The organism is Aquirufa sp. ROCK2-A2 (genome assembly GCF_054558485.1).
Map to the genome: position 1 here is coordinate 560,350 of NZ_JBPXKA010000001.1, position 13,487 is coordinate 573,836.

Annotated in this window: 10 protein-coding genes; 4 read left to right on the forward strand and 6 right to left on the reverse strand. The window is 35.7% G+C overall.

Annotation, left to right across the window (positions count from 1 at the left end):
* Positions 1–25: 25 nt before the first annotated feature.
* From dusB to V7S76_RS02380, 3 genes are all read left to right on the forward strand, one after another.
* A complete protein-coding gene (dusB, locus tag V7S76_RS02370; protein WP_459508403.1) occupies positions 26–1,021 on the forward strand; it encodes a tRNA dihydrouridine synthase DusB in 996 nt (331 codons plus the stop codon).
* Between the two features lie 7 nt (positions 1,022–1,028).
* Positions 1,029–1,907 carry a DMT family transporter gene (locus tag V7S76_RS02375; protein ID WP_459508404.1) on the forward strand — a complete coding sequence of 293 codons (879 nt, stop codon included), beginning with the start codon at positions 1,029–1,031 and terminating at the stop codon, positions 1,905–1,907.
* Between the two features lie 993 nt (positions 1,908–2,900).
* The gene (locus V7S76_RS02380) at positions 2,901–4,202 is read left to right on the forward strand and encodes a DUF2851 family protein (RefSeq protein WP_459508405.1); all 1,302 of its coding nucleotides are present in this window, start codon (positions 2,901–2,903) and stop codon (positions 4,200–4,202) included.
* Here the strand turns inward: V7S76_RS02380 and V7S76_RS02385 are convergent.
* The 6 genes from V7S76_RS02385 to V7S76_RS02410 form a co-directional block, all read right to left on the reverse strand.
* Positions 4,168–6,345 carry a TonB-dependent receptor domain-containing protein gene (locus V7S76_RS02385; RefSeq protein ID WP_459508406.1) on the reverse strand — a complete coding sequence of 726 codons (2,178 nt, stop codon included), beginning with the start codon at positions 6,343–6,345 and terminating at the stop codon, positions 4,168–4,170. The two genes, V7S76_RS02380 and V7S76_RS02385, sit on opposite strands and share 35 nt — an antisense overlap.
* The gene (locus tag V7S76_RS02390) at positions 6,314–6,910 is read right to left on the reverse strand and encodes a DUF4956 domain-containing protein (protein ID WP_459508407.1); all 597 of its coding nucleotides are present in this window, start codon (positions 6,908–6,910) and stop codon (positions 6,314–6,316) included. The genes V7S76_RS02385 and V7S76_RS02390 overlap by 32 nt, the downstream gene beginning before the upstream one ends.
* Positions 6,911–6,921: 11 nt before the next feature.
* Entirely contained in the window at positions 6,922–8,868 is a 1,947-nt protein-coding gene (locus V7S76_RS02395; RefSeq protein WP_459508408.1) for an amylosucrase, read from the reverse strand.
* A 7-nt stretch (positions 8,869–8,875) separates the two neighbouring features.
* Positions 8,876–9,826 (reverse strand): carbohydrate kinase family protein, encoded by a 951-nt coding sequence (locus V7S76_RS02400; RefSeq protein WP_459508409.1) that lies wholly within the window; start codon positions 9,824–9,826, stop codon positions 8,876–8,878.
* Entirely contained in the window at positions 9,826–11,136 is a 1,311-nt protein-coding gene (locus V7S76_RS02405; protein ID WP_459508410.1) for an MFS transporter, read from the reverse strand. Before V7S76_RS02405 ends, V7S76_RS02400 begins: the two co-directional genes overlap by 1 nt.
* A 112-nt stretch (positions 11,137–11,248) precedes the next feature.
* Positions 11,249–11,953: an SDR family oxidoreductase gene (locus tag V7S76_RS02410; protein ID WP_459508411.1), complete on the reverse strand. Its 705-nt coding sequence runs from the start codon at positions 11,951–11,953 to the stop codon at positions 11,249–11,251.
* A gap of 93 nt (positions 11,954–12,046) precedes the next feature.
* Here V7S76_RS02410 and V7S76_RS02415 point away from each other — a divergent pair, with 93 nt between their 5' ends.
* Positions 12,047–13,474: a trypsin-like serine peptidase gene (locus tag V7S76_RS02415; protein ID WP_459508412.1), complete on the forward strand. Its 1,428-nt coding sequence runs from the start codon at positions 12,047–12,049 to the stop codon at positions 13,472–13,474.
* Positions 13,475–13,487: the final 13 nt, after the last annotated feature.

The following is a 13,487-nucleotide window of genomic DNA, read 5'->3' on the forward strand; positions in this document are numbered from 1 at the left end:
TAAATTTACAGAATTTTTTAAGAGAATGGTAAAAATAGGTAATATAGAACTTGGTGATTTTCCTTTGCTTTTGGCACCCATGGAAGACGTGTCTGATCCTCCTTTTCGGGCTGTTTGCAAGGAAAATGGGGCAGATTTAATGTACACCGAGTTTATTTCTTCGGAAGGCCTGATTCGTGATGCGGCAAAAAGTGTTCAGAAATTAGATATTTTTGAATATGAACGTCCAATTGGTATTCAATTATTTGGAAGTTCCATTGAAACAATGGCTTCTTGTGCGAAAATCGCTACTCAAGCTGGACCCGATTTGATAGATATAAATTATGGTTGTCCTGTCAAGCAGGTCGCTTGCAAAGGGGCTGGAGCCGCTTTGTTGCAAGATATTCCCAAAATGGTGGAAATGACCAAAGCCGTAGTGGACGCGACTCATTTACCGGTAACCGTTAAAACCCGTTTAGGATGGGATGAATCCACAAAAAACATTGAAGATGTGGCGGAACGTTTACAAGACATTGGAATCCAAGCATTAACTGTTCATGGTCGTACACGGGTGCAAATGTACAAAGGTGAAGCGAATTGGGATTTAATTGCTAGAGTGAAAAATAACCAAAGAATAAAAATTCCCATTTTTGGCAACGGTGATATTGACACGCCGGAAAAAGCTTTGGAGTATAAAAATAAATTTGGAGTTGATGGTATCATGATTGGTCGGGCATCCATCGGATATCCATGGATTTTCAATGAAATCAAGCATTTTTTAAAAACTGGCGAACATTTGGCTGCTCCAGATTTGAATGAACGTATTCGAGTTTGTTTAAATCATTTGGAATTTTCCATTCGTTGGAAAGGCAACCATGGTGGAATAGTGGAGATGCGTCGTCATTATGCCAATTATTTCAAAGGAATGGATCATTTTAAACCTTTTCGGAGCCGATTGGTCACATCACCTAGCTTTGATGAAATTAATCAGATTTTAGCGGAAGTTGCGGATTTTTACCAAGAAACGGCCTTATTTCAATAGTTTACGAATGAATCAAGAAAACAAATCCACTTCCTTAATTGCGTTTATCGGAATTATCGTTCTTGCCTTAATTTGGGGAAGTTCATTTATTTTGGTTAAAAAAAGTTTAGTTGCTTATTCTCCAATGGAGGTCGGCGCCTTACGAATTTTCGCAGCATCTATGTTTTTTCTGCCCGTTTTCATGGGTCGAAGTAAACACATGGAAAAATTCCATTGGAAATATTTTTTATTAGCGGGTTTAACAGGAAATTTATTTCCTGCTCTACTTTTTTCATTGGCCGGACAACATTTGACCAGTGCCTTGTCGGGTATGTTAAATGCGTTTACCCCTTTATTTACACTCATTCTAGGTGTTTTGTTTTTCTCTCAAAAATTCCAAATTCGTCAAGGTTTCGGTGTTGTATTGGGTCTAATTGGCTGTATAGGTTTATTGATAGGAGGAAAGGATTTTCATCTGGATTTCAATGTTCATGCCTTGTGGGTCGTATTGGCCACTTTTTTGTATGGAATTAATATGCATTTGGTCAAAAATAAATTATCTAGTTTACATCCATTAACTTCTACCGCTGGGATATTTATTTCAATTGCCCCATTGGCGCTTGGAATCTTATTTGCTTCCGGATTTTTTAGCAAACCCATTGATCAGGAACATTTTTGGCCTTTGATGGCTGGTATTGCACTCGGTTTTTTTGGTTCAGCTTTGGGAATGCTATTGTTTAATCAAATAATTAAATGGACCAATGCTATTGTGGCTAGTTCGGTTACTTATTTAATTCCCATTGTCGCTCTAGCTTGGGGATTATTTGACAATGAAGCAGTCTATTTATCTCAAATGTTCTTTATGTTGGTGCTGCTTTTTGGGGTTTATCAAGTAAATAAAAAATAGAGTTGATAGTTAAAAGGTAATAGGTTATAGGTAATAGGTAAAAGGTAATAGGTAAAAGGTAATAGGTTACTTTTCTCTCTTCTCTTTTCTTTTCTTTTCTCTCTTTAAAAATGAATAGTTTAAAACAACCTACACAAAAATTATGCCTTCCGTCTACCAGAGATACCATATTTCTTCAAAAAGGATTTTAACTCTTAATTAGCAATATTACCTATTACCTATTAATGCAAATTAAGGGTTGAAATTTGCAATTATTAATCTCTTAATTACCGCTTTTGGCTTCGACTCAGATCGGTGGACCCTATATATTCTTTTTTAGGACATATAAATGAATTTGCGGTTAATCCGACGAAAGATTTGAACGTAGCGGTAGGCGGAGCTTTGACAATGCGCAAGGGCAATGTGCGTCAGGGTCAAAGAAAATAGCCGAGAGCGAAGTGAAAATCGGTCAGCTTGCTGATTCGTCTTGGATTAACTTGCGACTAATAAGTTTTTTTGTTTCTTTTTTTTCAAAAAAAGAAATGCCATATAAAATGAATTAGCCAGAAAATTGCATTGTTGGCCAGGAAAAATGTAATTAAATTTGATTTAGCCACAATTATTAGAAAAGATCCTTATTTTTTTTATTAACCCTTAATTCGCATTAATAGGTAAAAGGTAATAGGTTACTTTTCTCTCTTCTTCTCTTTTCTCTCCTTAAAAATGAATAGTTTAAAACAACAGACACAAAAATTATGCCATCCGTCTACCAGAGATACCATATTTCTTCAAAAAGGATTTTAACTCTTAATTAGCAATATCCTAATACTATTACCTATTACCTATTACCTTTTACCTATTACCTCATACCTTTTACCTATTACCTCATACCTATTACCTATTACCTTTTACCTATTACCTCATCCCTATTTCTTGATATTCTATTCCATAAAATCATTTTATCAAACAACTTTTAATCCATTCCCTTACTTTCGTTTTACCTAACGAAAGATTATGAATGAATTATACCTAGCCTATTTTTGGAAAAATCGTTTATTTGAACAATTGTCCTTGAAAACTATTGATGGACAAGAGTTAAGCATCTTATCCACTGGAACAGAAAATTTTCATTCGGGTGCCGATTTTCAAAATGCTAAAATCCGAATAGCTGGTATCGAATGGGTTGGTTCGGTGGAATTACATGTCAAAGCATCCGATTGGTATTTACATCATCACGATTCCGATTTTGCCTATGAAAATGTTATTTTACACGTGATCTGGGAAAATGATTTGATTGTTACCTATCAAGATGGTACCAATATTCCTACCTTATTGCTTTCGAATTATCTAAACAAATTTTCATTAGCTGATTTTGCTACTAAAATTAATCTTGATTCATCTATTCTTTGTGCTCATTTTTTTGAACAAGTTCTGCTTCCAATCAAGTATGATATGTTGGAGAAATGTTTGAAAGAACGATTAAATGAGAAAGCCGATTTGATTTACGACTTGCTTGAAAAGGCACATTTTGATTGGGAGGAAACATTTTTTCAATCCTTAGCCAAAAGTTTTGGTTTTCGAGTTAATGCAGATCCTATGTTACGATTAGCGCAATCCATTTCGCTCAAAGTTATTTTACGGTATAGGGATCGTCCTTATGCGGTGGAAAGTATGTTGTTTGGACTAGCTGGATTTTTGGAAGAACCGCTGCAAGATGATTATCAAAAAGAACTTAGAAAAGAATTTATTCATTTGCAAAAAAAGCATCAATGGGAAAACTCGTATTTGAAAATGTCCGATTGGAAGTTTCTTCGACTTCGACCTTATAATTTTCCGACCATCCGAATTGCTCAATTTTCAGAAATGATCAAGTCCAATTGCTCATTGATTTCCTTACTTCTAGAGATTAAAGAACTAAAAACCATTAAGACATTATTTGATATTCCCTTGGATTTTTATTGGGACAAGCACTATCATTTCGGGAGGGAATCAACCAAAAATTACTCAACACTTGGACTTTATTCATTTCAATCTATTTGCATTAATACCTTAATTCCCATGTTAATTTGTTATGCCAAAGTAAAACAACAGTATGAATACGGCGAAAAAGCCATGCGATGGTTGAACGAATTGAAAGTGGAAGAGAATAGTATCGTGAATGTGTACAAAAAATTACATTTGCCTATTCGATCAGCAGCGGATTCACAAGCTTGCCTACATTTAAACAAGCATTACTGTAGCGAAAAAAAATGCCTTTCTTGCAGCATTGGGAAGTCGATCATCAATCATCCTCCAAACCAGCCTCTTCCTCATTGATGGATTTACGCTGTTTGGGATCTTTGATTTTCTTTTTTCCTTCAAGTTTATAGGTAAATCCTAGGTAATATATGCGGGTTTCTTTCTTTTTTTCAAGGTCCAAGACATACCCAAAACTGTCAAAATGATATTGCGTTCGTTGTGTATTGAATAAATCATTGATTTTTGCATTAAAGGTCAATTTACCCTGCATAAATTCCTTTTTAATACCTAAATCAATGGAATAAATGGGGGCTATTTGCCCTAAAGCACTAATTTGTGTGGATTGATAAACACCAATGATTTGCGCTGTCCAATTGTTTACCAGTTTAAATGTTTGATTCAAGCGGCCATTATATGACCATCTATTTTGATTAATGGTCAATTCATTGATTTTACCTTGTAAATCATTTTGATAAATACTTCCATTGAGTTGAATTTTCCAAATTGGATTGACTTGCCAGGAGGTTATATTTTCAAAGCCCCATGAAGTGAATTTTTCAATATTTTCAAATCTGGTCAAAGTGGTATCTCCATCTTGCAAAGTGCGGAATCGACCAACTAAATCATGGGTTTTTCTGTAAAATAGTTGATTATTAATAGAAAAGTGTTTGAAATCTTTGGCCTGACCCATCTCCATTAATAGGGTTTTTTCTGGTTTTAAATTGGGATTTCCACTGGATAAATTGATCGGATCAGCGAAGGAAATAAAGGGATTTAATGATTTATAACTGGGTCGATTGATGCGACTCGAAAGATTAAAAGATATGGTTCCCAAGACATTTTTGTTGTTCACGGCAGAAAATGAAGGGAATGCATTAAGGTAATTATTGCTAATGTTTTGGATGGGAAGATAAATTAAGCTTAATTCTGCTCTAAGACCGGCTTGGAAATCCCATTGATGTAAGGTTTGGGTCCATTGTGTATACAAAGCAGCGATGTTCTCATCATAGTCAAATTGATTACTTCTAGCTCGGTCAATTTGCCAAAGATTTGTTTTCCATTTTTCGTAAGAAAATTGGTTACTGAATGATCGATTACTCCATTTAAAACCATATCCCCAATTGGCTTTAGGCTTAATTTTTTGGATCCAATCTCCCTGGAGGATAAAGGTATGATTTTGATTATCATTAGCACTTCTTTCCAATCTTTGAGGAATATTAGAGTTAAATGTTTCAAAATCGTTGTAATAATAATTTTGAACAAAATCATTTCGATCCTTACCAACATTGTTAATCCATAGAAAATCCAAACTCGATTCAGATTTCCTTTTTTTGGTTTGATAGGATATAGAAAAATCAAAACCATAATCAGTACCTTTTTTCAGCGCATCGCGAATATATAAACGCTGAGGTGAAGAAAGGTATTTGGTGCGATTTTGTCTGATTTCATTGTTTTCATCCAAGGCCGCTCTTCCTAAAAAGGAAACTACTAAATTATTTTCTGTCGTTATTTGCCAATTATTTCCCCATTTGAGGGTATGATTTTCATCCCGATTGATTTCATCCATTTCTTGATAAATTCTAGCAAATCCGTTCGAACTTGGATTTTCTCGGAATAAATTCTGGTAATCATTTCTACGTGTTTTTCGAAAGTTATAATCCAAAAATTGAGTAAATTTTTTACTTGTTTTGGCGTAGGAAGAAGTGACCGAATATTTATCACGGGTTCCAAAATTGGCTGTTAACTTAAAGGAAGACGGCATTTGAGTGCCTTTTTTCAATATGATATTTAAGATACCAGAACTTCCTTCTGAGGAGAAATTGGCACCTGGAGATGAGATGATTTCAACGCGTTCCACCATATCCAAGGGAAAAAGACTTAAGGCATTCGTTTTGGAGGAATTGACAAAGCCGGAAGGTTTTCCATCGAAGTAGATCGTCATATTCTGATTTCCTCGGTATTGTATAATTCCATCTGGATTGATGTATAGAGATGGGATGTTGGCCAAGGCATCCAGTAAATTACCTCCAATGGTGGTTATATTTCCACTTATTTGGTAGATTTTTTTACTAGGACTGTATTGAATATCTGATTTTTGTTCTTGTACAATAACTTCTCGCAGTATTTTTGTGGAGTCTTGTCCAAAACCTGGAACAATGGGACAACTAAATAGAAGGATCGTGAGGAGGCTAATCTTCGGCATCCCCTGAAAAGCTTTCATTGATGTTGGAAAAATAAAACACCTTTAACTGTGCAAGTTGTTTTTGATAATCGACTTTGATGAGCTGTATTTTATGAATTTTTAGACCAATTCGGTCTTCAAGAACTTTCGTTAATGTATCTCGATCTTCGGGTTTCAATAACTGTAAATCTTCAAAATTGATTTGCAATGAATTTTCATGTTTTAGGGATAAATATCGGCCTAAAATAAAAGTCAAGGATACCAAAATTCCGTTAGCTAATAGCAATAAATATAAATTATTGAACGAGCTGATGGAGTTGATGATTCCTAACGTCACGACTAAGAAAAAATAGCCCATTTCGCCGATTGGAACCGTAACTGTCCGATAGCGAAACATGGAAAACATCGCAAAAAGGCCAAAAGCAAAACCGAACTTTAAGTCGGCCTCGCTTAACAAGAAACACAATACAAATAAAATATTATTGAAGAGGAAATAAGTAAAAACGAAATCTTTATTTCGGTAAGTAGGATAATAGATTAACCTAATGACTAAAAAGGTGAAAATAAAATTCAGGGCATATCTTAGTAAAAAGGTTTCTATCATAATGTATTAAGTTAAACTTCTTCCAAAATATAAAATTGATAAGGTTGGAATGATAAATGTTCGTGATCCATTCCTACCGAAATAGATTGATTCGTCCATAAATCTCGTAGTTTTTCGGGTCTTTCCTCGTTTTTATCAAATGCAAAGAATGTTAATTCTTGTTTAAACTGACTAAAATTGAAAAGGAAATACATGCGTTTTTTGCCAATAAAACGCTCATAACCTACAATCGCTGAATTATGACTTTTCATCCATTCAATATTTTTCAAGTCGGCGACGACCTCAAGACTTTTTCTAAGCACAATTAATTTTTGAATGGAAGAGAATACCTGATTTTCTATTGTTCCTGGTTTTTTGGCTTTATTATTTTTCTTCCAATCGATGATCGGACGGTGCATCCAGCGATTATCATAGCTCTTGCCTGAATCTTGTAAGTACGAGTAATCATTTTCGTAACCTACTTCATCTCCATAAAACATAACGGGCACACCGCCTAAAAAGAAGCAATGCGCTTGCATCATCACTATTTTTTGAATGGCAGTTTGAATTTTCTTCTTGTCTTTGCTGTCATTGGCTTTTTCCAAGCCACAGAGTGAAGCCAAAGAACCCGAAATTCGAGCATCTTGTGTTTTAGGATTCACCGCAAAAAGTGCTCCAGTCGCTGGAGAATCTTCTTGGAATCCACCGTAGTAATTTTTCAAATACATCCGGTGTAAATAGGGGTTGTATCCTGACTGTTCAATCATATAATCGTCATAACCTAAGCCGATATCATCATGGCAGCGCGTGTAAGTAATCCAAGTTGCCCCCAAAGGTTTTTTCTCTAATTCGTGTTGAGCAGCCAACATAATCCGTGTATCTCCGGTGGCTAAAGCATCCCATTGCAAAGCCATTTGAGTGGCATTATAAGCAAAATCACATTCATGTGTAGCAAATCTACCTGTTCCAAAATATTCCATGATTTGGGCAGGAGCCACAATCGCTTCACCTAATAAAGCCATTCCAGGAGTTGCAACTTCCACACAAAGCTTGATCATTTGGAGAAGTTTATGTGCTTCAGGTAAATTTTGACAAGTTGTACCATTCTTTTTCCAAATAAAGGCTGGAGCATCGATTCTTAATACATCAACGCCTAAATTGGCATAAAAGAAAACATTGTTTAACATCTCCACAAAAACCTTTGGATTGGTATAATTTAAATCCCATTGGTAATGATGGAAAACGGTCATCGCCCATTTGTCAACTTCTTCAATGTAGGTAAAACTTCCAGGTGAACTTTCTGGGAAAATTTCTGGTAAGAATTCTTCCATTTGGTCCGGAATACGACGGTCATCATAGAAATAGAAATAATCTAAAAATTCCTTGTCGCCTGATTTCGCTTTTTTGGCCCATTCGTGGTGGTGAGAGGTATGATTCAATACGATATCGATCATTAAATACATGTCTTTTGACTGTAGTTCTGATTGTAATTTTCGTAAATCTTCAATACTACCCAATCTTTCTTCTACTTGTCGAAAGTCTTCTACTGCATATCCACCATCACTTTCGCCTTCTGGACTTTTGAACAATGGCATTAAATGAAGGAAATTGACTCCAAGGTCCTCCAAATAATCAAGTTTTTTACCTAATCCTTGTATATTTCCAGCAAAACGATCGACATAAAGACTCATGCCCATTAATTGATTGCTCAAAAACCAATTCCCTTTTTGTGCCTTGGCATCATCTCTGGATTTTAAGTCTTTGTTTCTATCTAAATGAGCTTGAAAAATACTTTTGATTAATAATTCGAAAAGTGGTTTGCCAATTGGATGTTTGCCATAAATGTGGTCAAATATTTCATTTATATCAGCAATATTAGCAGCGAATCTTTGCAAAAAAGCTTTGTCATTTGGCGTACTGCCAATTTTTAAATTTTTTGAATATTCGTTAATCGTATTTTGTAAGTATGAATTGTACACAGGTAAATTAATTAAAAATGCTATTGTTTAAATGTTTAAATGCTTCCATAGCGCCCATGTATTCACAGGTTCTAGCGCCTGCTTTGTTGGCATTTTGAATGATTTTATTCCAATTTTCAAAAGATAATTCGGAGACACTTTTTAAACCCATTTGATCAATTTGATATAAAACTGCCCCTACAAATGCATCTCCTGCTCCGGTGGTATCGACAGGCTTAACTTCAATGCTATTGATTTTATGGGTTTCATTGTTTAATCCTAACAGGGTTCCTTCCTTGCCAATGGTAATCGCAAAAACACCTTTACAGATTTCCAATAATTGGTGGATGGCATCTTCCAAAGTTTGGGTCCTAGTGATCAGCATGGCTTCTTCGTCACTAAGTTTAGTGAAATCAGCTTGTTGTAAAAAAATCAAAGACTGCTCGATGAAAGTATCTTGTTTGTCACCAAATAATAAATGTCGGTAATTGGGATCAAAACTGACGATTTTACCTTTTTTTTTCGCTTCTGCTAATAGAAAATAATAAGATTCTTTAAGCGGACCATCTAAAAATGCCGTGGCCGATCCAAAATGTACAATGGAAAATTCACTTAAATCAATTGCTTGAATTTCAGCTAAATTCAATGCCGCATCTGCTCCTCGATTAAAGACAAAATCTCTTTCGCCATCCAACATCAAAGAAACAAAAGCAAATGTGGTGAAATGGCTTGGATCTAAAATCAAATTTTGGGTATCGACTTGGAAAGAAGCCATAACTTCTTTTAAGTGTTTACCAAATGGGTCATTTCCCACTTTGGCACTTAAGCCTACTTGCCCGCCTAAGGCACCAATAGCTGCTGCTACATTGGTAGGTGCTCCACCCGGTTTTTTTAAAAAATTTTGGCCATCAGAAAGGGGAGAACCCTTATCTGTGCAAATCATATCAATCAAGGCTTCGCCTATACACAATACACTCATTATACTTCTGAATTTTTATGGGTGGGTTTAATTATTGCCGTTGCAATAGCTGCAAGTATCAATAAAACGCCCGCAAAGATAATCGCATTTCTTGAGTCATTATCTAAAAAATGCTTTAAAATATATCCAAAAGTTAGATTTTGTAAAATCATTGGAATAACTATCATCATATTGATAATTCCCATGTATACACCATAACGTTCTTTGGGTATTTCATTTACGACCAACAAATAGGGGATGCCCATCATACTTGCCCAACCAATACCGAAACCAGATATGGCTACAAATAAAAGGTTTTTATCATGTATCATTGGGAAAGCTAAAAATCCAACAGCTGCCAATATTAAGCAAATCATGTGAACACTTTTTGCACCATATTTATTGGCAAATCTAGCTAGCGCTAAGGCTGATAAAAAGGTGACGATATTGTACCAACCGTTCACTAAGCCTGTCCAAGAAACGGCTTCTTCGTATAATTTTGGTTGGTCCTTCGGAGTGGCATTCCAAACGGAAAGTGCAATGCTTTTGGATGAATTTTGCCAATAACAAAATAAGGCATACCATTGAAATAAGTAGATCAATGCTAATTGCCACATTACCTTGGGCATTTCTCTAATCGCCTCAAAGATTTCTTTTAAAGATTCTACAAAACTGACTTTTTTGGAGCGAATTAAGGCTAATTCTTCTGCACTCGGTACGATTTCTTCGGTGGTTTTCATCGACCACCAAATGGATCCAATGGAACAAACCGCGCCAAGGAAAAAGGAAGCATAAACCCAAGTAGGTAATGAACCTGTTTTGCCGATGAAAATCAATGGAAATATGAATAACGATAAATTTGCCAAGGTTTGTCCAAATCCTGTAAAAAAGCTTTGCATTTGGAAACCTGTTGGTTGTTGCTCCTCATTCAGTTTATCTGCCACAAAAGCACGATAGGGTTCCATGGCGGTGTTGTTTCCTGCATCCAAAATCCACAATAATCCAGCGGCCATCCATAATGAACTACTAAATGGATAAAGAAGTAGGCAAATACTGCACAATAATGCTCCAATGAAAAAGTAAGGTTTTCTGCGGCCCCATTTAGGATGCCATGTGCTGTCACTTAATGCACCAATAACAGGTTGAATTAATAAGCCCGTAACAGGACCGGCTAGGTTTAACAGAGGAATTTCGTCGGGACTAGCCCCTAGAAAATCATAAATAGGGTTAACGGCGCTTTGTTGTAATCCGAAGGAATATTGAATGCCAAAGAATCCGACATTCATGTTGATAATTTGACTTAAAGAGAGGTATGGTTTTTTAAATGACATGCTTGGGGGTTTAAATGCAATTTTAAATATAAATAATCATATCGTTATTAGCAAAGAAACGCATTAATTAAGAATGATTAGAAAGGAATTGATCCATTATTAACTCGTCATTCTAATATTCTTGATTCAATGGATGAATCATCAATTCATCGATTACCACATGTGCTGGTTGATTCATGATAAAGGCAATACTTTCGGCCATGTCTTCCGGACTCAGCCAGTCTTTATGGCTAGGATCCCCTTGAGGTTCCCGGTGAAACATGGAATCCACCAAGCCGGAATAAACCACTGAAACCTTGATTCCGTCTTTTCTGATTTCCTTTCGTAAAGCCTCAGAAAAAGCATGCTGAGCATACTTGGAGGCACAATACAAAGATCCACCATCAAATACTCGTTTAGCTACATCCGATGCAATGGAGATAATATGTCCTTTTTTTGCTGATTTCATAGTTGGCAAAACCGCTTGGGAAAATAGAAAAGTTCCTTTGACATTGGTCGAAAAAACTTGATCCCATTGCTGACTTGTGTACGATTCAATAGGGCCAAAAGCACCTACTCCTGCATTGTTGATCATGAAATCTATTCGCTGAAAAGTATGTGCTGTTTTTTCAACAACCATTTTGACAAATTCTTCATCTGCCACATCACCGGCAAAATAAAGTGGTCGGTGTCCGATTTCAGTTATTTCCGCGGCTAAATCTTTCAGTTCACCGACATTTCTTGCGATTAAACTTAATTGGAAATTTTGTTTGGCTAATAAAATAGCTAATGCTCTTCCGATGCCTTTGGATGCACCTGTAATAATGGCTGTTTGCATAAATAATTAATTCATTTTTTATTTTTGAGTAAAATAAAATAGTTTTGTGTCCGTTTTAATAAACTATTTCAAACTTAACCATCTAATCTTTCAATGAGAAATTCTATCCATAGTATTTTTATTCTAATTTCTTTTTTGATCATTCATGCATGTTCAGCTCCTTCTGAGATTTTAACTCCCATAATTCCAGATGGCCCAATCAATTATCCCAATATTTCAGATAAGTCATTGTTAGCCATTGGGCAATTTGAAGGTCCAATGACTTGTACTGCAACTTACATCGAAGTTCCCAATCAAACATTGGATTCTCCTGCCTACATCCTAACCAATGGACACTGCACCAATTATAGCTTTGAGGACAATTCTATATACCTGGATACACCCCTTTCTGCTCAAGTTACATTTAAAAGATTGGAAGGTATTCCAGAATCAGAACAAATAAGTTTTGCAACCAATAAAATAGCTTATGCTACCATGAAGGGTACAGATTTGGCCATTGTGGAGTTAAAACATAGCAATAGGGAATTACAAAATGCCGGCATTTTACCCATTAAAATCGCCAATTCGATTCCAGCCGCTGGCACTAAGATTCAAGCCTTTGGTTATCCGCTTTCTCAGCAAACGGTTCAATTAAGAATAAGCAATGGAATTCAAGGAAATAGTACAACTGTCGCGGAATTTATTTGGCTTTGGTATGATTTCTTCTCTAATAATTTTAAAAACATTGCATCCGGAAGTTCAGGCTCTCCCGTGTTTGAAGATTTGAAGAAAGGAATGTGGGGAATGATTAATACAACTACAATAGGTGGAATCGGTAATTGCGAGTTAGGGGCTCCTTGTGAATTCTATTCCAATGTTCGTCCACAAACTAAAAACGAGACTACCTATGTCCTGGATATCCGAAAAATGAAAGGTAGTTTTAATTCGAAAGGTATTTTTGATATAAACTCAGCAAAAAATGAATTAGAAAAACCGCTCGATTTTTCTGTCAATTTAGAAGGCGCTGTTCGAAATTTTGGGAAGGAAAATTTGAAGGACAAAAAATTGGTTTTTCAAACGAGCAATTTTGCTCAGTTATCTTTTCGCTTAGATCCCTTTGAAGCCTTTGACCCAAAAAATAAAACTGGTTTTTCTCCTATGATAGCCGATCAAATGCAAATTCCTTTTCCGAATGAAGAAGGATTTTATGTGCTTTCATTTTTGAAAAATAATCAAAAAAGCTATCTGACATTTAAAATGGATTTCACGGCTCCAAGTTCAGATTATATTCAATTGAGTCAAAATAAAGGCTCAGATGGCTATTTCATAGAGCCTATTTTTAAGTATCCTGAAATTGTTAATTATGCTTGGAAAGTTGGACCCCTAGCAACCTGCAACTGTGCTGATCAAAGTGATTTAGAACCTTATTTTCGGTTTTCCAAATTAGTTCCCACGGCCGATTTGCCTGCAAAGGTTTGTGTGTATGGATACGATTTGGCAGGAAATCAAAGTAATGTAAAGGAATTTGTCCTCGCAAAATAGATAGTTGAAATTT